Origin of the sequence: Pseudomonas sp. NPDC088885 (assembly GCF_044750025.1) — a bacterium.
Taxonomy (GTDB): Bacteria; Pseudomonadota; Gammaproteobacteria; order Pseudomonadales; family Pseudomonadaceae; genus Aquipseudomonas; species Aquipseudomonas rustica.
Genome location: NZ_JBIVJB010000022.1, coordinates 42,479 through 61,693, shown reverse-complemented (window position 1 = coordinate 61,693; position 19,215 = coordinate 42,479). Strand labels below are relative to the sequence as shown.

Annotated in this window: 21 protein-coding genes; 12 read left to right on the top strand and 9 right to left on the bottom strand. The window is 59.6% G+C overall.

Annotated elements, in window-relative coordinates:
* Positions 1 to 89: 89 nt before the first annotated feature.
* Entirely contained in the window at positions 90 to 515 is a 426-nt protein-coding gene (locus ACIP1X_RS12400) for an N-acetyltransferase (RefSeq protein WP_212551472.1), read from the bottom strand.
* A 149-nt stretch (positions 516 to 664) separates the two neighbouring features.
* Here ACIP1X_RS12400 and ACIP1X_RS12395 point away from each other — a divergent pair, with 149 nt between their 5' ends.
* Positions 665 to 1,108 carry a hemerythrin domain-containing protein gene (locus ACIP1X_RS12395; RefSeq protein ID WP_053121565.1) on the top strand — a complete coding sequence of 148 codons (444 nt, stop codon included), beginning with the start codon at positions 665 to 667 and terminating at the stop codon, positions 1,106 to 1,108.
* A gap of 28 nt (positions 1,109 to 1,136) precedes the next feature.
* Here the strand turns inward: ACIP1X_RS12395 and ACIP1X_RS12390 are convergent, their stop codons facing one another.
* Positions 1,137 to 1,673: a methylated-DNA--[protein]-cysteine S-methyltransferase gene (locus ACIP1X_RS12390; protein WP_400752387.1), complete on the bottom strand. Its 537-nt coding sequence runs from the start codon at positions 1,671 to 1,673 to the stop codon at positions 1,137 to 1,139.
* Between the two features lie 151 nt (positions 1,674 to 1,824).
* Between ACIP1X_RS12390 and ggt the strand changes: the two genes are divergently transcribed.
* Together ggt and ACIP1X_RS12380 are read left to right on the top strand one after the other, a co-directional pair.
* The gene (gene ggt, locus ACIP1X_RS12385) at positions 1,825 to 3,552 is read left to right on the top strand and encodes a gamma-glutamyltransferase (RefSeq protein ID WP_282358055.1); all 1,728 of its coding nucleotides are present in this window, start codon (positions 1,825 to 1,827) and stop codon (positions 3,550 to 3,552) included.
* 66 nt (positions 3,553 to 3,618) lie between these two features.
* On the top strand, positions 3,619 to 4,152 hold the full coding sequence (locus tag ACIP1X_RS12380; protein WP_400752385.1) for a cysteine hydrolase family protein: 534 nt from the start codon (positions 3,619 to 3,621) through the stop codon (positions 4,150 to 4,152).
* 516 nt (positions 4,153 to 4,668) lie between these two features.
* On the opposite strand, the gene ACIP1X_RS12375 is transcribed toward ACIP1X_RS12380, so the two are convergent.
* Positions 4,669 to 5,310, bottom strand: a complete 642-nt coding sequence (locus tag ACIP1X_RS12375; protein ID WP_400752382.1) for a TetR/AcrR family transcriptional regulator — start codon at positions 5,308 to 5,310, stop codon at positions 4,669 to 4,671.
* A gap of 142 nt (positions 5,311 to 5,452) precedes the next feature.
* Between ACIP1X_RS12375 and ACIP1X_RS12370 the strand changes: the two genes are divergently transcribed.
* Both ACIP1X_RS12370 and ACIP1X_RS12365 read left to right on the top strand, forming a co-directional pair.
* The gene (locus ACIP1X_RS12370) at positions 5,453 to 5,911 is read left to right on the top strand and encodes a GNAT family N-acetyltransferase (RefSeq protein WP_400752379.1); all 459 of its coding nucleotides are present in this window, start codon (positions 5,453 to 5,455) and stop codon (positions 5,909 to 5,911) included.
* A gap of 127 nt (positions 5,912 to 6,038) precedes the next feature.
* Positions 6,039 to 6,674 carry a hypothetical protein gene (locus ACIP1X_RS12365; RefSeq protein ID WP_159815207.1) on the top strand — a complete coding sequence of 212 codons (636 nt, stop codon included), beginning with the start codon at positions 6,039 to 6,041 and terminating at the stop codon, positions 6,672 to 6,674.
* Between the two features lie 42 nt (positions 6,675 to 6,716).
* On the opposite strand, the gene ACIP1X_RS12360 is transcribed toward ACIP1X_RS12365, so the two are convergent.
* Both ACIP1X_RS12360 and ACIP1X_RS12355 read right to left on the bottom strand, forming a co-directional pair.
* Complete coding sequence (locus ACIP1X_RS12360) at positions 6,717 to 7,262, bottom strand: hypothetical protein (protein ID WP_159815208.1); 546 nt, start codon at positions 7,260 to 7,262, stop codon at positions 6,717 to 6,719.
* 51 nt (positions 7,263 to 7,313) lie between these two features.
* Positions 7,314 to 7,631, bottom strand: coding sequence for a hypothetical protein (locus tag ACIP1X_RS12355; protein ID WP_212544678.1), 318 nt, complete (start codon positions 7,629 to 7,631; stop codon positions 7,314 to 7,316).
* A gap of 157 nt (positions 7,632 to 7,788) precedes the next feature.
* On the opposite strand from ACIP1X_RS12355, the gene ACIP1X_RS12350 reads away from it, so the two are divergent.
* Positions 7,789 to 9,234 (top strand): SulP family inorganic anion transporter, encoded by a 1,446-nt coding sequence (locus ACIP1X_RS12350; protein WP_400752376.1) that lies wholly within the window; start codon positions 7,789 to 7,791, stop codon positions 9,232 to 9,234.
* A 141-nt stretch (positions 9,235 to 9,375) separates the two neighbouring features.
* Here ACIP1X_RS12350 and ACIP1X_RS12345 read toward each other — a convergent pair whose 3' ends face one another.
* Entirely contained in the window at positions 9,376 to 9,891 is a 516-nt protein-coding gene (locus ACIP1X_RS12345; protein ID WP_400752374.1) for a carboxymuconolactone decarboxylase family protein, read from the bottom strand.
* Positions 9,892 to 10,024: 133 nt separating this feature from the next.
* Between ACIP1X_RS12345 and ACIP1X_RS12340 the strand changes: the two genes are divergently transcribed.
* Positions 10,025 to 10,840 carry a cupin domain-containing protein gene (locus ACIP1X_RS12340; RefSeq protein WP_400752372.1) on the top strand — a complete coding sequence of 272 codons (816 nt, stop codon included), beginning with the start codon at positions 10,025 to 10,027 and terminating at the stop codon, positions 10,838 to 10,840.
* Between the two features lie 3 nt (positions 10,841 to 10,843).
* Here ACIP1X_RS12340 and ACIP1X_RS12335 read toward each other — a convergent pair whose 3' ends face one another.
* Entirely contained in the window at positions 10,844 to 11,737 is an 894-nt protein-coding gene (locus tag ACIP1X_RS12335; RefSeq protein ID WP_400752370.1) for a DMT family transporter, read from the bottom strand.
* A 90-nt stretch (positions 11,738 to 11,827) separates the two neighbouring features.
* Here ACIP1X_RS12335 and ACIP1X_RS12330 point away from each other — a divergent pair, with 90 nt between their 5' ends.
* Both ACIP1X_RS12330 and ACIP1X_RS12325 read left to right on the top strand, forming a co-directional pair.
* The gene (locus ACIP1X_RS12330) at positions 11,828 to 13,159 is read left to right on the top strand and encodes a PLP-dependent aminotransferase family protein (protein WP_400752367.1); all 1,332 of its coding nucleotides are present in this window, start codon (positions 11,828 to 11,830) and stop codon (positions 13,157 to 13,159) included.
* A 64-nt stretch (positions 13,160 to 13,223) separates the two neighbouring features.
* Entirely contained in the window at positions 13,224 to 13,610 is a 387-nt protein-coding gene (locus tag ACIP1X_RS12325) for a c-type cytochrome (protein WP_400752365.1), read from the top strand.
* A 75-nt stretch (positions 13,611 to 13,685) separates the two neighbouring features.
* Here the strand turns inward: ACIP1X_RS12325 and ACIP1X_RS12320 are convergent, their stop codons facing one another.
* Positions 13,686 to 14,576, bottom strand: a complete 891-nt coding sequence (locus ACIP1X_RS12320) for a LysR family transcriptional regulator (RefSeq protein ID WP_400752364.1) — start codon at positions 14,574 to 14,576, stop codon at positions 13,686 to 13,688.
* A 160-nt stretch (positions 14,577 to 14,736) separates the two neighbouring features.
* Between ACIP1X_RS12320 and ACIP1X_RS12315 the strand changes: the two genes are divergently transcribed.
* The 3 genes from ACIP1X_RS12315 to ACIP1X_RS12305 all read left to right on the top strand — a co-directional run bounded on the left by ACIP1X_RS12315 (position 14,737) and on the right by ACIP1X_RS12305 (position 17,562).
* Positions 14,737 to 16,038 (top strand): NAD(P)/FAD-dependent oxidoreductase, encoded by a 1,302-nt coding sequence (locus tag ACIP1X_RS12315; protein ID WP_400752361.1) that lies wholly within the window; start codon positions 14,737 to 14,739, stop codon positions 16,036 to 16,038.
* Positions 16,039 to 16,090: 52 nt separating this feature from the next.
* Complete coding sequence (locus tag ACIP1X_RS12310) at positions 16,091 to 17,179, top strand: polyamine ABC transporter substrate-binding protein (protein WP_282358069.1); 1,089 nt, start codon at positions 16,091 to 16,093, stop codon at positions 17,177 to 17,179.
* 89 nt (positions 17,180 to 17,268) lie between these two features.
* Positions 17,269 to 17,562, top strand: a complete 294-nt coding sequence (locus ACIP1X_RS12305; protein WP_400752358.1) for a hypothetical protein — start codon at positions 17,269 to 17,271, stop codon at positions 17,560 to 17,562.
* On the opposite strand, the gene ACIP1X_RS12300 is transcribed toward ACIP1X_RS12305, so the two are convergent.
* Positions 17,563 to 19,206, bottom strand: a complete 1,644-nt coding sequence (locus ACIP1X_RS12300; protein WP_400752355.1) for a diguanylate cyclase — start codon at positions 19,204 to 19,206, stop codon at positions 17,563 to 17,565.
* Between the last annotated feature and the right edge of the window lie 9 nt (positions 19,207 to 19,215).

Genomic DNA, 19,215 nt, shown 5'->3' with positions numbered 1-19,215 from the left:
GACGGCCGCCTTCGCGAGCAGGCTCGCTCCCACAATTTGGAATGCATTCCAATGTGGGAGCGAGCCTGCTCGCGAAGGGGCCAGTCCATTCAACCTATAAGCCGCTTCTGGAAAAAATGCCGCTTATGCCCCAGCGGATAATCAACAATCTCACCGCACTCGGTATACCCGACCTTCTTGTAAAACTCCGGCGCCTGAAACGAAAAGGTGTCGAGCCAGATCCCCACGCAATCCTTCTCTCGCGCAAAATCTTCAGCCATCTGCATCAATTTCGAACCGATGCCCTGACCGCGCCCTTCAATCGGCACGGCCAACAATTCAATGAACAACCAGCGATAAAACGTATGGCCATACAGGCCACCGAGCACAGCGTCGTGCTCGTCGCGTACCAGCAACGCGATCGGTTCCCACGCCGATGGGCCGGCCTGGGAGACGTTATGCGCGCGCAGTGGCGCCAGAATCGCCGCGCGGTGTTCTTCCGTGGGTGTTTGCGTTAACTCGATGCGCAAGTTCATGCAGGACTTCCTTGTAGGATAATTCGCCAGCGTATCCTGCCCGGTGGTCTGCTTCCAAGTCCCTGCGCAAAACCGGTGGAACCGTCGCTCACGCGTCGCGGTCTAGCTTTTACAGCGTCATTCCAGCACGCGGTTGATGAGGACACGCCATGAATATTTTTGAAGCCCTTCGTGAAAGCCACGACCGCCAGCGCACTTACGCGAAAAGCCTGATCAAAACCAGCGGCGACACCCCGGAGCGGGTTGAGGCTTACAAACTGCTCAAAGATGAACTGCAAGCCCACGAAACGGCCGAAGAACGTCACTTCTACATCCCGTTGATGGAGTGCGATGCCGGTGTCGACCTCAGTCGTCACGCGATTTCCGAGCACCATGAAATGGACGAGATGATGGAAGAGCTCGACGAGACCGAGATGTCGAGCCCGGCGTGGTTGGCGACGGCGAAGAAGTTGTCGGAGAAGGTGCATCACCACCTGGAGGAAGAAGAGCAGAAGTTCTTCCAGATGGCCGGCAAATTGCTCAATGAGAAGCAGAAGGTGCAGCTCGCCGGGCAGTATGAAAAAGAGTATCAGGAGCAGGTCGAGGCTAAGTAGATCAAAAGATCGCAGCCTTCGGCAGCTCCTACAGGAGATCGAATTGCAAATGCAGGAGCTGCCGCAGGCTGCGATCTTTTGATGTTGAAGCTCCCTCCAGCGTCAGCAAATGCTCCTTGGCCTCCAGCCCGCCCGCAAACCCGGTGAGTTTCCCCGACGCACCAATCACCCGATGGCACGGCGCGACAATCGAAATCGGATTACGCCCATTCGCTGCGCCCACCGCCCGCACCGCCGAAGGATTGCCGATCTGCGCGGCAATCTGGCTGTAGCTGCGCGTCTCGCCAAACGGAATGGTCAGCAACGCTGCCCACACCTGTTTCTGAAAATCAGTGCCGACAAAATCCAGCTCCAGATCGAAGCGATCGCGGGTGCCGGAAAAATATTCTTGCAGCTGCCGAGCGGTTTTTATCAGGATCGGATTGTCCGGCGCTGCGCTCATCGGCCCGAGGCGCACGCGGTTCGGTTTGTCGTTTTCCCAGAGGATGGCCGCCAGTCGTGAACCGTTCGCGACCAGCTTCAACTCGCCGACGGGCGAGGGCAGAGTGGTGAAGGTAAAAGCCATGCAGGCCAGCTCCGGTTCAGGGCATCGATGGCGCTCAGCATACTGCCTGCGTGGGGAGGCGCAATGCGCAATCGCGACCATACTGCTTGTTGCTCTTGAAGCGTTCGCCTCTGTTTTGCACAGACCCTAAAAACAAAAAAGAGATCGACTCATGAAGTACGAACCTTTGGCCAAATCGCTGATAGCGACCTCATTGGCACTCAGCTGTCTGATGGCTCACGCGGCCTCGGTCGCACCGGTCGCCGCCGAAAACGGCATGGTGGTCACCGCGCAGCATCTGGCGACCCACGTCGGCGTCGATGTGTTGAAAAGCGGCGGCAACGCGGTGGATGCCGCCGTCGCGGTGGGTTATGCGCTGGCGGTGGTTTACCCCGCAGCGGGCAACCTCGGCGGTGGCGGTTTCATGACCATTCAACTGGCCGACGGACGCAAGACCTTCCTCGATTTCCGCGAAAAAGCGCCGTTGGCCGCGACCGCCAATATGTATCTGGACAAGGAAGGAAACGTCATTCCTGACCTGAGCACGCGCGGCCACTTGGCGGTCGGCGTACCGGGCACCGTCTCCGGCATGGAACTGGCGCTGAGCAAGTACGGCACCAAGCCGCGCAAAGACATGATCGCCCCGGCCATCAAATTGGCTGAAGACGGTTTCGAACTGGAGCAGGGCGACGTCGAGCTGCTGGAATACGCCACCGATGTGTTCAAAAAGGACATTCGTGATTCCGGCTCGATCTTCCTGCACAACGGCGAACCGATGCAGGTCGGGCAGAAACTGGTGCAGAAGGATCTGGCTAAAACCCTGCGCACCATTTCCGAAAAAGGCACCGACGGCTTCTATAAAGGCTGGGTCGCCGATGCGATCGTGACGTCGAGTCAGGCCAACAAGGGCATCATCACCCAAGCCGACCTCGACAAATACAAGACCCGCGAACTGGCGCCGGTCGAGTGTGATTACCGTGGCTACCACGTGGTTTCCGCGCCACCGCCAAGCTCCGGCGGTGTGGTGATCTGCCAGATCATGAACATCCTCGAAGGCTATCCGATGAAGGATCTGGGCTTCCATTCGGCCCAAGGCATGCACTATCAGATCGAAGCGATGCGCCACGCGTACGTGGATCGCAACAGCTATCTGGGTGATCCGGATTTCGTCAAAAACCCGATCGAACACCTGCTCGACAAGAACTACGCAACCAAACTGCGCGACGCGATTCAGCCGCAAAAGGCTGGCGTCTCGGCCGAGCTGAAACCGGGTACCGCACCGCATGAAGGCAGCAACACCACGCACTATTCGATCGTCGACAAGTGGGGTAACGCGGTTTCGGTCACTTACACCCTCAACGACTGGTTCGGCGCGGGCGTGATGGCGAGCAAGACCGGGGTGATCCTCAACGATGAAATGGACGACTTCACCTCCAAGGTCGGCGTGCCGAACATGTACGGTCTGGTGCAGGGCGAAGCCAACGCGATCGCGCCGGGCAAGGCACCGCTGTCGTCGATGAGCCCGACCATCGTCACCAAGGACGGCAAAGTGGTGATGGTGGTGGGCACGCCGGGCGGTAGCCGGATCATCACCGCGACCTTGCTGACCATGCTCAACGTCATCGACTACGGCATGGGCCTGCAGGAAGCAGTCGATGCGCCGCGCTTCCACCAGCAGTGGATGCCGGAGGAAACCAACCTCGAAGACTTCGCGGCGAGTCCCGACACGAAGAAGATTCTCGAGAGCTGGGGCCACAAGTTTGCCGGCCCGCAGGATGCCAACCACATCGCCGCGATTCTGGTCGGCGCACCGTCGCTGGGTGGTAAACCGGTTGGCAAAAACCGCTTCTACGGTGCCAACGATCCACGGCGTAATACCGGGTTGTCATTGGGTTACTAAGGCGCGTAAAAACGGGGCGGGCTCATGTTCGCCCCTGTTTCAAGGACAGATCAAGGAAGGCTCATCATGACCACCGCATTGCTGATCATCGACGTCCAGCAAGCTCTCTGCTCGGGTGAGTATGAGTGCCATGACATTCACCGGGTGATCGACACCATCAACGGCCTCAGCCGCCGAGCGCGCAAGGCCGGGGTACCGGTGGTACTGATTCAGCATGAAGAAAAGGACAGCCCGTTGGCTCATGGCGCGGAAGGCTGGCAACTGGCCGAAGGGCTGGAAACATCGAGCGAGGATTTACGCGTGCGCAAGACCACGCCCGATTCGTTCTATCAGACTGATTTACGCAAACTGCTGCCGAGCGAGGATTTCGAACGCTTGGTCATTTGCGGGTTGCAAACCGACTATTGCATTAACGCTACCGTGCGCCAGGCCCATCAACTGGGCTACGACGTAGTGCTCGCCGCTGACGCACACTCCACCGTCGACAACGGCCCGATGAGCGCCGACGACATCATCGCCGAACACAACAAAGACCTCGCGCACCTGACCGGCTCCGTCGCCCGCATCGACGTGAAACCCGCTGCCGACATCGTTTTCTAGCCAAACCACAAATCCCATGTGGGAGCGGCGGTGCGACGATTCGACTTGCTCGCGAAAGCGGTGTGTCAGACTCATTAATGGCGACTGATTCACCGCTTTCGCGAGCAAGCCCGCTCCCACAAAAGCCTGCTTGAGTCGCAAACAAACTCCCGCGAATCCCCCCAACTCACGGCGCCACAACCCCTTCCAGCCGCGGAATCGGCTTCTGACCACATCACAAATCCCGAGTGGGAGCGGGCTTGCTCGCGAAGGCGGTGTGTCAGACACATTAATGGCGACTGATTCACCGCTTTCGCGAGCAAGCCCGCTCCCACAAAAGCCTGCTCGAGTCGTAAATAAACCCACGAATCTTCCCAGCCTGTGGCGCCACAACCCCTTCCAGCAGCGGAATCGGCTTCTGACCACACCACAAATCCCATGTGGGAGCGGGCTTGCTCGCGAAGGCGGTGTGTCAGAATCATTAATGGCGACTGATTCACCGCCTTCGCGAGCAAGCCCGCTCCCACAAAAAGGGGTTCAAGTCGCAAACAGAATCCCACGAATCTCCCCAACCCTTGGCGCCACAACACCCTCCAGCACCAACCGCGTAATCGTCTCCGCCGCCCGTTCGTAATCCTCATCCAGCGGCTCTTCGCGTTCCATGATTCGGCCCATCTGCCAGCCGATGTTGGTGTACGTGCGCGTCGCCGACCAGATGAACAGCATCAAATGCTCCGGATCCACTGGCGCCAGCAAGCCTCGTTCGATCCAGCTGCGCAAACACTCGACATTCCGTCGCGCTTCAGCGTGCAGCAGGTCGCGGCACTCGTCTGGCAACTGCCGCCCGCCGAGCAACAACTCTCCACTGAAAACCTTGGCTATCGCCGGATGCTCGCGGGCAATACGAATCCGCGCAGCGACGTAAGCGCGCAAACCCACCAGCGGATCATCGCTTTCACGCAGCACCGCCGACGCCTCCAGCAACGGTTCGACAAACCCCAGCAGGACTTTCGAGTAGAGGTTTTCCTTGGTCTGGAAGTAGTAATACAGGTTCGCCTTGGGCACGCCGGCGCGGGCGGCGATGTCGCGAGTCTGGGTGGCGTCGAAGCCGTTGGCGGCGAATTCTTCACTGGCAGCGTTGAGGATCAACTGCTCGTTGCGTACGCGGATGGCGCTCATGAAAACAAGGTCTGAATGGACAACATGGAAAGATTCTGGCGATTTCGGTTTCGCAATATACAAAACTATATAGCGGCGAGGCCAGCTTACTCGACAGACAGCGCTATGCTGCTTCGATCATTGAATAAACGAGGAAGGGGTCATGACGATTAAGGCATTGCGCGCCGATAGCGCACAGCTGGACGCGGTGGCGCAGTTGTTCGACGCGTATCGAGGCTTTTACAAGCAGCCGTCGAACCTTGAACAGTCGCGCGCCTTCATCGCCGAACGCATGGCGGCGGGGGAGTCAGCGATTTTTCTGGCGCAGGACGAGCACGGTGAGGCGCTGGGATTTGTGCAGTTGTACCCGACGTTTTCCTCCATCGACGCCCATCGCACCTGGCTGCTCAGCGATCTGTTCACCACGCCGGCCGCCCGGGGTCGCGGCGTTGGCCGATTGCTGATGAACACCGCCCGCGCGTTTGCGCTGGAAACCGGCGCGAAGGGGTTGGTGCTGGAAACCGCCACCGACAACTACACCGCGCAGGGTTTGTACGAGTCGTTGGGGTATGTGCGCGATACGGGTTACTACACCTATATGCTCGACTTGCGTGAAAGTTGAGAAATTATTTCTGAAAAATCCCGAATTGAGGCTTTCCCCGAGCAACAGGTCTCTCTAGAATCCGCTCGGCCTCCTTGATGGAGGCTCATTGCCATCATTTGGCGGTGTTTACTTAGGGACGGATATCATGCAATTCGGGAAAATTCTGGCCTTGGGCCTGGTGCTCACACTGGGCGGTTGTGCCAGTTTCACCAAAGACGAAGTGGCGCCGGTGAAACTGCCATCGATGGCCAACTACGCCAACAAGCCAAACGTCTACGTGGATTTCGACTTCTATCAGGGCGAGCCGAAAAGCGCTTCCGCCGTTGAAGTGCCGCAGGCGCGCGATCACCTCAAGCCGCAGTTGCAGAAAATCCTCAGCGATTCCGGTCTGTTCGGTCGTGTCACGCTGGACGAGTTCCAGAAGCAGCCGGGCGATTACAATCTGCGTTTGAAGGTGTACAACCATCCGCCTAACGGTGGGCAAATGGTGCTGGCGTTCATCAGTGGGTTCAGCATGACCATCATTCCGGCTTATGCTACCGATCAGTACAGCATGAGCCTGGAAAATCTCGATCCGCAAGGTCAACCCCTGACCGCCGCGAGCAACCACGATGCGATTGGCACCTGGTTGGGGATCTGGTTCATCCCGTTGATGGCGAATACGCCGGCAGACGCGATGAGTGACACGTTCACCCGTCAGGTCAACGCGCTGCTCAAGCAGATGGTCGAAAGCAACAGCCTGAAATACTCCGCACTCGAAACCCGCATTCCACGGGCGTGAGGCGAAAAAAAAGAGCCGCGATTGCGGCTCTTTTTTTGTCTGTTACTTCAGCGCTTGAATGAACTGTGGATCGCTGTACAGATCCTTCAGCAGATCACGCAACATCGGGTTGTAAGCATTGACCGCGTTCGGGATCGCGATGAAACCAAAGAAGCTGCTGCTCCATTGGCTGCTGACAGCCTTGGTCGCGTCGTAGACCACGTCATTGCCGTTAAGCAGCGTGAAGCGCGCGGCCAGTTTGCCGTTACCCGTGCCCATGCCGGCGGACATTTCGTTTTTTACCACCAATACTTTCAACTGACGCTGGGCTTGCGGATCAAGCAGACCGGCCTTGCGCAGCTCTTCAGTGATGGCATCCTGGATGTGTGCCGGGATGCTGCCCGACGGCGAGCGAATCGGGTTGGCGCGTACCGACAACGAACCCTCACCGGATTCGGCGGTTACCTGAGGATTGCTGATCGCATGCAGCGGCGGCGTTTGCTTGAGCTTCTGCACGTTCTCGTAGCTCGGCTCGTAGCGGGTCATGGTCATGCCACAACCTTGTAGCAACAACGCCAACAGCGGGATCAACAACAGCGACTTCTTCACGGCAGTTCCTTGCGTGGGAATGTAGGGATGCGGATTATGGGCAGAGTGCCATCATCGAGCAACCGTGTTCGTTGCTGCTGCGAGCAATCGTTCGATCTGCGCCAATTCCCAAGTGCTGAGCAAACTCACCGGATCAGTGCCATAACGCTGCCAACCCTCGAGCGCGCCTTCGCGTCCATCGGTATCGCGCGCGTATTCACAGTGATGCAACCGGCCGCCGTCAAAATCCAGCAGCAAGCGCCAGCCTTCGATATCGACGGCAACCAGCCCGGACGCGGAAGGCGCCTCGCATACTTTAAAAACGAGCACCTCAAGCGCCGCGTCACGCAAACGCTGACAAACTTCGCGAGCGGTTAAAAATGCAGACATGTTCGAACTCGATGAAGACTGAGCGCACCAGCATAAAGCGCAGGTCAATAACTGTCAGCGATCACTGGCCGCTGCGGGGACAATTCCGTAACATCCGCAACCCACTTTTCCCCGAACACCTGCGGTCACCGACGTTGGCCGCTCAGTCAGGTAAGCCATGAAACCGATTCGTCTGCGCGCCGATGTCCTGGCCGGACTCACCACCTCGTTTGCCCTGTTGCCCGAATGCATCGCCTTCGCGCTGGTGGCACACCTCAATCCGCTGATGGGCCTGTACGGCGCTTTCATCATTTGTACGCTGACTGCGTTGTTCGGCGGTCGGCCCGGTATGGTCTCCGGGGCGGCGGGTTCGATGGCGGTGGTGATTGTTGCGCTGGTGGTGCAACACGGCGTGCAATACCTGCTGGCGACCGTGCTGCTCGGCGGTTTGATCATGATGGCGTTCGGTTTGCTGCGCTTGGGCAAATTGGTGCGCATGGTGCCGCACCCGGTGATGCTCGGCTTCGTTAACGGTCTGGCGATCATCATTGCCCTGGCGCAACTGGAACATTTCAAGAACGGTGAGGAATGGCTCAGCGGCACGCCGTTGTACCTGATGGCAGGGCTGGTGGCGCTAACCATGGCGATCGTCTACATCCTGCCGCGCCTGACCAAAGCGGTGCCGCCGGCGCTGGTGGCGATTCTTGGCGTCGGCCTGCTGGTCTATCTGTTCGGCCTGCCGACCCGCACCCTCGGCGACATGGCGCACATCGCCGGTGGTCTGCCGACTTTCGCCTTGCCGGACATCCCGTGGACTCTCGAAACCCTGCGCATCATCGCCCCCTACGCGATTCTGATGGCACTGGTCGGGCTGCTGGAAACCCTGCTGACGCTGAACCTCACCGACGAAATCACCGAAACCCGTGGCTACCCGGATCGTGAATGCGTGGCGTTGGGCGCGGCGAACATGGTCTCGGGCGCATTCGGCGGCATGGGCGGTTGCGCGATGATCGGCCAGACCGTGATCAATCTCAGCTCCGGCGGGCGCGGACGTTTGTCCGGTGTGGTCGCGGGCGTGCTGATTTTGTTGTTCATTCTGTTTCTATCGCCGCTGATCGAGCGTATCCCACTGGCGGCGCTGGTCGGGGTGATGTTCGTGGTCTCGCAACAGACTTTCGCCTGGGCGTCGTTGCGCGTCATCAACAAAGTCCCGCTCAACGATGTGCTGGTGATCATCGCCGTGACCACCATCACCGTGTTCACCGATCTGGCCACCGCTGTGCTGTGCGGCATCATCATCGCTGCGCTGAATTTCGCCTGGCAGCAGGCGCGCGAGTTGTACGCCGATGAGCATTTGGAAGCGGATGGCAGCAAACTCTATCGCCTGCACGGCACGCTGTTTTTCGCCTCGACCACGCCGTTCCTCAACCAGTTCGACCCGGCGACCGATCCACAAAAAGTCACCCTCAATTGCCGGCATCTGAGCTTTGTCGATTACTCGGCGATTGCCGCGCTGAAAACCTTGCGTGAGCGTTACGCCAAGGCAGGCAAGGATCTGCAGGTATTCCACTTGTCCGAGCGCTGCAAAAAACTGCTCAAGCGCGCCGGCGTCGATCACGACTGACGCAGTGATGAACGCGGACTAAATGTGGGAGCGGGCTTGCTCGCGAAAGCAGTGTGTCAGACAACAAAGATGTCGACTGATACTCCGCATTCGCGAGCAAGTCGAATCGTCGCACCGCCGCTCCCACATGGGATTGTGTGTTTAGTTAATGGCCGGGAAGTCGATCTCGGTCAGCGCCACGTTGTTCAGGTAGTTGGTCAGGGTCTGCACCGCGACCACGGCAATCACTTCGATGATCTTGCTGTCATCAATCCCGGCGGCGCGAGCTGCGGCGATTTGCTCGTCACTCAAGTGGCCACGGCTTTCCGTCAATTGATAGGCGAGGGCGGCATAGGCGTTCAGTTCACCTTGGCGCGCCGCGACGATGTCCTCGGCCGACAACCCGGCCTTGCTGCCGAAAAAGGTGTGCGCCGCCAGGCAATAATCGCAGCCGTTAACCTGCGAGGTCGCCAGGTACACCGCTTCTTTTTCCTTGGCGCTAAGCGACGATTTGACCAGTGTCGCTGACGCTTGCACGTAGGTGTCGAGCGCGACCGGCGCCTTGGCCAGTGTGGCGAACAGGTTCGGCAGGAAACCGATTTTCTTCTTCACACCTTCCAGCACGGGGCGGGTGGCGTCGGTGGCGGTTTCGAGGCTGATGGCGTTGATGCGGCTCATGGTGATTCTCCGAAAGTCCGGCGCGAACTGCGTCGGCGATGGAATGAATGTTAGTGAGCGCAACTGGTGCTTTGGCGGCAAATCGTCGACGATATGCGGCAGATCGTCCAGATTCGCCTGCAGGAGTCGCCCAATGGATCGCCTTTCTACTTTGCTCAGCCACTTCGGTGTGAATGCCGGCACCTTTCACAGCGGCGCGTTTTGCGGCATCAGCGTGCATGAAGGCGAGCCGTGCGGGCATGTGCATCTGTTGCAGGCGGGCGAGTTGCTGCTCAGGCCGGGTAACGAACGCGAGTTCAGGCTGAGTGAACCCTCGCTGATTTTCTTTCCGCGACCGTTTCCCCATCGAATGTCTGCCGACGAGTCCATGGACACCCGCGTGGTCTGCGCCACGCTGACGTTCGACGGCGGTTCGGGAAATGCACTCGCCACCGCGTTGCCGGATTATCTGGTGCTGAAACTCAGCGACATTCCCGAACTCGGCAGCACGCTGGAATGGTTGTTCAAGGAAGCCTTCGAAGGACATTGCGGGCGGGTTGCGGTAATGGATCGGTTGTTTGAACTGCTGGTGATTCTGCTGTTGCGCCACCTCATCAGCAGTCGCGATCAACAACCGGGGATGATGGCCGGACTCGCCGATCCGCGTTTGTCGCGGGCCTTGATCCAGATGCACGAGCAGCCGCATAAACCGTGGAGCGTGGCCGAGCTGGCCAGCGTCGCCAACCTCTCGCGCGCCAGTTTTGCCGAGCAGTTTCGCCGCGTGGTCGGGCAGACGCCGGCCGATTATCTGCTGAGCTGGCGGGTCAGCCTGGCGCAGAAACGTTTGCGCGAGGGCAAACCGATTGCGCTGATCGCCGAGGAGGTCGGTTACGAAAGCCCTTCGGCGCTGGCTCGCGCGTTTCGCCGCAAGACCGGGCTCAGCCCCCGCGAGTGGAAGGCTGGCGCTTAGGGATTATTTGGCGAACTTCTTCGCCCCGGCGACACACAGAATGACGCCCAACGTCACCGCGAGCATGCCGACGCTGACATGTTCATGCAGCAGCGTCGCCGCCAGCGCCAGGCCAAAAAACGGCTGCAACAACTGCAACTGACCCACCGCCGCAATCCCGCCCTGCGCCAGGCCGCGATACCAGAACACAAAACCGATCAACATGCTGAACAGCGACACATAGCCCAGGCACAACCACGCCGACAGGCTGATGGTGCTGAACGAGGCGGGCGCCAGCCACAGACTGAGTACAGCCATCAGCGGCAGCGACAGCACCAGCGCCCAGCAAATCACCTGCCAGCCGCCGAGGCTGCGCGACAGTTTCGCCCCTTCGGCGTAGCCCAGACCGCAGGCGACGATGGCGGCCAACATCAGCAAGTCGCCGGTTGGCGAAGCGGTCAGGCCTTGAGAGATCGCAAACCCCACCACCAGCGCACTGCCGAGTACCGAGAAAATCCAGAACACCGGACGCGGCCGTTCACCGCCGCGCAATACGCCGAAAATCGCTGTCGCCAGTGGCAGCAATCCTACAAAGACAATCGAATGTGCTGACGTCACGTGTTGCAAAGCCAACGCAGTCAGCAGCGGAAATCCGAGCACCACGCCCATCGCCACGATGAACAACGACAGCCACTGATCGCGTGTGGGGCGCCGTTCGCGAAACAGCCACAGCAGTGCCACGGCCAATACCCCAGCGATGGCGGCACGCAATACCGTGAGAAACACCGGGTCGAATTCCAGCACTGCCAATCGCGTGGCCGGCAGTGAACCGCTGAAAATCACCACGCCAATAAAGCCGTTGATCCAGCCGCTGGTTTTTTCCAGTGCCGGGTTTGTCAGATTCGAGGTTCGTTCCATATCGGGGCGCGCTCAAAAGTGGGGTTGCGTCATTTGAATCCTATGGCTGAGAATCAGGACAATCAAAGAATTGTCATGGATACAGCCGACATGCCGCGCTCCCGATACAAGACACTGGTTGATACCTACGCCGATGACATTCGCTCGGGTCGCCTGTCGCCGGGCACGCGCCTGCCGACGCACCGGCAACTGGCGGCGAGCGAAGGGCTGGCGCTGGTCACCGCTTCACGGGTTTATGCCGAACTGGAGGCGATGGGCCTGGTCAGTGGCGAGGCCGGGCGCGGCACTTTTGTGCGGGAAACCTCGTTGCTACCGGGGCAGGGCATCGATCAGAAGGACGTCGCGGTCGGCATGATCGACCTCAATTTCAACTACCCGTCGTTGCCCGGTCAGGCGGATCTGTTGCGCACGGCGCTGCGGCAGTTGGCGTTGTCGGGCGATCTCGAAGCGTTGCTGCGCTATCAGCCGCACGCCGGTCGCGCTCATGAGCGCGCGTCGGTTGCGCAACATCTGCTAAGCCGTGGCGTGCAGGTCGAGGCCGAGCAAGTGCTGATCGTCAACGGTGCGCAGCAAGGGCTGGCGGTGACGCTGATGGCGTTGCTCAAACCGGGTGATGTGATTGCCGCTGACGCGTTGACCTATTCCGGGTTCAAAGTGCTGGCCGAAGCGCTGCATCTGGAAGTGGTGGCGATCCCCACGACCGAACACGGCCCGGATCTGCCTGCGCTGGACAAGCTCTGCCGGCAGCGTGCGGTGCGCGCCGTTTACAGCATGCCGACGTTGCACAATCCGCTGGGTTGGGTGATGCCGCATGAGCAGCGCGAGCAACTGGGGGCGATCGCCCGACGGCATGATCTGACAATCATCGAGGACGCGGCCTACGCCTTTCTGGTGGAAAACCCACCGCGCCCGCTGATTGATCTGGCGCCCGAGCGCACTGTGTACGTGTCCGGACTGTCGAAAAACATCGCCACCGGTTTGCGCGTCGGATTTATCGCCGCGCCCGTGGGGATGGTGCCGGCGCTGGAACGCGTCATTCGCGCCACCACCTGGAACACGCCCGGCGTGATGACTGCGATTGCCTGCGGCTGGCTCGACGATGGCACCGTCATTGAGCTTGAGGAACAGAAGCGCAATGACGCCAAAGCACGGCAAACCTTGGCCACCGAGTTGCTCAAGGGGTTGTCGTGCATTGGCCATCCGTCTTCATACTTTTTATGGCTGCCAATGCCGGAAGATGTGCGCGCCGATCAGATCGTCGTGGAACTGCAGCAGCATCAGATCTCCGTCACCACGGCCGAACCGTTTGCGGTGTCCGCCCATGTGCCGCATGCGATTCGGCTGGCGCTGGGCTCGGTGGACATGGCCGTTTTGCGTCAGGCATTGATCACCGTCAGAAAGATCATCGGCGCTTACCTGTAAAAAACTGCCTTGCACAAAATGTTAGGCTTGCCGCAATTGTGTTGCGCCTGCTCTGGATCGTTCGATGAAAACCACTGCCTTACTGTCCCTGGCCTTGAGCCTGATCGCCACCTGTTCAACTGCCCAAGCCGCCGGCGACCCTGAAGCGGGGGCAAAAATCTTCCCGCGTTTGTGCGGTGGTTGCCATCAGGTCGGTGAGTCGGCCCGCCCCGGTTTTGGCCCGGAACTCAACGGCATCGTCGGTCGGCCTGCCGGTACTTCAGCCAATTACGTCTATTCCGACGCGATGAAAAACTCCGGCGTGACCTGGGATGCCGACACGTTGAGGGCGTATCTCAAAGACCCGAAAGGCGTGGTGCCAGGCACGCGGATGATTTTCTGGGGCCTGAGCGATGAAGAGAAACTCTACAACTTGCTCGCCTACCTGCAGACCTTCTCGGAACATCTGTAGGAGCTGCCGAAGGCTGCGATCTGTTGATCTGGTTTTTTAAGGGCAAGATCAAAAGATCGCAGCCTTCGGCAGCTCCTACGGGGATTGTGGGTTGAGGGTTTGTTTGGTGAACCATTGCATCACTGATGCACACGCCGGATGCGTCGCCGCTGACGGCTGCAAGCACAGCGAATAAATGCCGCCGGTTTTCAGCGGTGGGCCGAACGGCACCACCAACACGCCACGCTCCAGCGACTCCGCCGCCAGCGTCATGTCAGTGACCGCCACGCCCAACCCGCGCGCCGCCGCATCCAGTGCCAACTCATCGAGGTTGAACGGGATGTGCCGGTAATCCTCCAGCGGTTTTCCATTATTCGCCGCCAGCCATTCGAACCACGCCTGACGATCAGCCGAGCGATGCAGCAAGGCAAAACGCTGCAACTCGTCCACTGATCGCGGTGCGCCCGGCAGATTGGGCGCGCACACCGGCACCAGCGTTTCTTCAAACAGCGTCAGATACGCCGGGTCGCTGGTCGCTTGCGGCAGATACAAAATGTACGCGTCGCTGTCGCTGGCCGGCTCAACCACTTCGGTGGCGACCGTTTCAATCGCCAAGGAAACCTCGGGATGGCTGAGGTAAAAGTCGCTGAGTTTGGGCAGCAGCCAGCGCACCGCCAGTGACACGTGCATGCGGATGCGGAATGGCCGCTCCTGTGGGGCGAGGCGCTCTTCGAGATTTTTCAGTTGTTCAAGAATGCTGCGCGCGCTGGCCAGCACCTGCTCGCCTTCTGCGGTGAGGCGCAGGCTGCGGCTGGTGCGGATAAACAGCGCGACATTGAAGTGACCCTCCAATTGCTGAACTTGCCGACTGACTGCGCTTTGGGTCAGGCACAGCTTCTGCGCCGCCAAGGTGAAGCTGCCGCAATCGGCGACTTCGACCAGTGCCTGCATGGCCTGAAGGGACGGTACGTAGCGAATTTTATCCATGCGATTTCAGAATGGCTCGATGATTTTATAACGTTGGTCGGTCTGACGAAGACCTTATAGATTCTAGCTCTGGCGGCGATCTTCTCAAGGTGTCCATGCGATTCACGCATGCACTTTACGCACAAGCAAGCCGTTGAACGACAGTCCTATGAGGTGATGCATGGAAAACATATGCGGCTGGATCGCGCAGGCTGGCCATTCGCCGGAGCGCGGTCGCCTGAGTGGCGAGCAAAAGGCCGATTGGCTGGTGATTGGCGCCGGCATTACCGGCCTCAGTGCCGCACACACGCTCGCCGACATGCACCCGCAGGCGCGCATCGTGGTGGTCGACCGGCAGCGCGCGGCGCAAGGCGCGTCGGCGCGTAACTCGGGGTTCGTCGTTGCTCATGAACACCCGGCGCACAGTGAATTGATCGGCACCGCCGGGTTTGCCGGATTTGAAACCGACACGATGATTTCCCGGGCGGCCAGCGAAGAAGTCCGTCAGCGCATCGGCCAGCACGCCATCGAGTGCGACTTTCGCGACAGCGGTTATTACTTTGCGGTCAACGACGCGGCCAAGCTTGATCATGTCGAGGCCAAACTGGCGACGTTGCGCGCGCTCGGTGCCCGGGCCGAATTTCTGCAGGGCGAACAGTTGGCGCAAAAGCTCGGTACCCGTCACTACGCCGCCGCGATCTGGTGTGGCCACGGCAATGCGCTGCTGCAACCGGCCAAGTATGTGAAAGGTTTGCTCAACGCACTGCCGGGCAACATCACCGTGTATGAGGACACCGACATCGCCAGTGTCGAGCGTCTGAGTCAGGGCGGGCTGCGCGCCAACGCGGCTAACGGCAGCGTTGAAGCGAAGAAAGTGCTGGTGTGCCTGAACGCGTTTATTCCTCGGGTCGGCATCAACGACAGCGGCACATTCCCGATGGAGCTCAGCGCCAGTCTGACGCGGCCGCTGACCGATCACGAGTTTCAGGCGATTGGCGCGGTCGAGCCGTGGGGCGTGCTCTCGACCCGGCCGCTCGGCGCCACCGTGCGCCTGACCCCGGATCGCCGCGTGATGATCCGCAACACCGCCGAATACCGCACGCGCGACCTGTCCAACGGCGCACTAGCGCAACGTCGCCAGCATCATGTACTTGGATTGCAGCGGCGTTTTCCCTTCCTCGACGAGCGCGACATTCAATTCACCTGGACCGGTCATTTGAGCGCTACCCGCAGCGGTCAGGCGTATTTCGACCGGGTGGAAGAGGGCGTGTACGCCGTGGCGGGCTGCAACGGTTCCGGCGTTGCGCGCGGAACCTTGTGGGGCCGACTGCTGGCAGAACTGGCCTCGGGCGTTGACTCGCCACTGTTGCAATCAGTGATGCAGCGCGCCGAACCCGGCTGGTTGCCGCCGCGTCCTTTCTTCGACATCGGTGCCATGCTTCGCATGCGCGTGGAGGCGGTCAGGGCCAGAACAGAAATCTGAAAATCCGCGTACCGCAGAAGAACAAAAGCCACTTCCTTTCAGGTGATAGAACATGCGCATCAATACGCTCACCCTGGCGATCGCCCTCGCTGCAACGTCGGCGGCCGCTTGTGCCGACGAAACCGTCAATATTTCCAACTGGAACAGCTACATCGCCCCGGACACGCTGGCCAATTTCACCCAGACCAGCGGCATCAAGACCACTTACGACATCCACGACAGCAACGAAGTGCTGGAGTCGAAGTTGATGACCGGCAACACCGGTTATGACGTGGTCAGCCCGTCGAACCACTTTCTCTCGCGACTTATCAAGGCCGGGGCGATCCAGAAACTCGACAAGTCGCAACTGCCGAACTGGAAAAACCTCGACCCGGTGTTGATGAAGAAACTCGAAGTCAACGATCCAGGTAATCAGTACGGCTACCCGTACATGTGGGGCACGGCCGGCATCGGCTACAACGTCGAAAAAATCAAAGCGATCTTCGGCAACACCGACATCACCCGCTCGTGGAAGATGTTTTTCGACGAAGAGAACATCAAGAAACTGAGCCAGTGCGGTGTGGCGATCATCGACAACCCGACACAGGTGCTGCCGATCACCCTCAACTACCTCGGCTTGCCGCCGCACAGCCACGAAGCAGCCGACTACAAACAAGCCGAGCAGGCCTTGCTGAAAATCCGCCCGTACATTCAGTATTTCCACGCCTCGAAATACATCAGCGACCTGGCCAACGGCAACGTCTGCGCGGTGATCGGTTTCAACGGTGACATTGTTCAAGCAGCGGCGAGCGCCAAGGAAGCCAAAAACGGCATCGACATCGCCTATTCGATCCCGACCGAAGGCACGACATTATGGTTCGACATGATGGTCATGCCGAAAAGCGCGCCGCATGAAAAGAACGGCTACGCCTACATGAACTACCTGCTCGAACCGAAGGTGATTGCCAACATCAGCAACAGCATCCATTACGCCAATCCGAATGCGGCGGCCAATGAGTTTCTCAATCAGGACGTGATCGGCGATCCGGCGATTTATCCGCCAAAAGAAGTGATGGACAAATTGTTCACCGTCGAAGAACTGCCGGCAGCGATTGCGCGGCTGACGACGCGGTTGTGGACGAAGTTGAAGACCAATACCTGACACCCCGCGACAACGGTGACACTGGTGGGATGGACGATTTTGGGTTATTGCTGACAGCTCGGCATGTCGCCGAAACCAAGGAGCTTTCCATGAAATCTTTGTTGCTGGCAGCACCTTTGTTGCTCATCGCATCAGTGGCCCACGCTGGCATCCCGATGTTCAATGCCACTTGCCCGGGCAAGATCGAAGTTCACGCGGATGAGGGCGGGCCGATCTACATCAATGGCAAGGAAGCCAAGTTGAAGAAATTCAACGACAACTATTTCGAGGCCAAAGGCGCGGGCGTGACCATTTCGCTGAGCATCAATCCCGATGGTTCACCGGGGGTGTCGTACACCGGGAAGAACAAGGCCAACGGGATCTGCGAAGTGAAGCAGGGCTGATCAGGCAATCTGGTTACGCCCGGCGGCTTTTGCCCGGTACAGCTGTTGGTCAGCGCGTTTGATCAGCAGGGTCTGGCTGTTGTCCGCCGGATCCGCCAGGCCGATGCCGATGCTGACGGTCATGTTGCCGACATGAGGGAAATGCGCGTTGGCGATGGCTGTGCGGATTTTCTCGGCGACCACTTCCGGGGTATCCGGTTGCGCGACTTCCGGCAACAACACCGCAAACTCTTCACCACCGTAGCGCGCCACGAAATCGGTGCTGCGGGTGCTCTCGCGAATCAGTTGCGCCAGTTGCACCAGCACGTCATCGCCGATGGCGTGGCCGTAGGTGTCGTTGATCCGTTTGAAATGATCGGCGTCGATCAGCAGCAAGGCAAACGGGCGGCCGGTACGGCGGAACAGCAGGTTGTACTCGGTAAGCTTTTCGTCGAAGCGACGACGGTTGAAAACGCCGGTCAGGGAATCGTGGGTCGCCAGACTGAGCAATTCGGCGTTGGCTTGGGTGAGGGCCGCCGTGCGCTGCGCGACGGTGGCTTCCAGCGAGGCATTGGCCTCCTGCAACTGACGTTCTTTGCCGAGCAGTGATTGCGTCATCGCATCGATCGACTGGCCGAGCTGGGCAATCTCCTGCACCGGATGTTGCAGCGGGAAGTGTGCGCCGGGCTGATTGTTCTGTACGCGTTTGGCCGAGCGAGCGAGTTGTTCAATCGGGCGGCTGAGGTACAGCGCCAAGTAGTACGCCACCAAGCCACAACCGATTGCCGCGAACACGCCCAACAGCAACAGTTTGTAGAGCAGCAGGCGCGCCGGTTGCAGGGCCGTGTCCAGCGGTTGGCGCACAGCAATCGACCACGACAATGCAGTGCTCGACGGTGTCGGTACGGTCACACGGCTGGTCAGATAACCATCGCCGACCGTCCAGCCCGGCGAGTTCGGATCGTTGGCCGCGACCTGTTGGCCCATCAACGCCTCCGGGTACAGCACTTTACCGTCATGATCGATGATCAGCGCTTCGAGATCCGGCGCCGAATCCTTGTGCGACACCGCTGCCGATTCGACAATCCGCGTCACCCAGCTCCAGTGTGCGTGAGCCCCCAGCACACCAATCACTTGGCCCTCGGCGTTGTGAATCGGCGCGGCGAAGTCAATGAAGCGCAACGGTTCGCCATTCGGCAATCCCGGCAGCAATTTGGCGAGTAACACGGCTTCGTGCGGATCACCGGTGTACTCATTGCGCAGACCAGCCTGGAACCACGGCCGTTGCTGCACCGATTGACCGACGAGCAACCCATTGACGGCCTGATGCACGAGGCCCTCGGCATCGGCCACGCCCATCCACGCGTATTCGGCACGGGCCTGGGTGCGCAACTGCATCGACTTGAGAATCGCCGGGTTGTCCAGATCGCCGCGCTCCAGATGCGGCGCTCGACTGAGCAAATAAACCTCAAGTTGCCGCTCGCGCAACTGTTCGCCGAGCAATGCCGCCGCCGAGCGCGCGGTGCTCAGCAGCGCATTGCCGCTGGCCTGTTTCATCTGCTCGGTGGCGATATGACCGACGTAGAAACCCACGCTCAGCAGCGTCAGCAGGGATAAACCGGCAAACCAAAGAGTGAGATGGCTACGCAGACTGGCTTTGAGCATGGGCGAGCG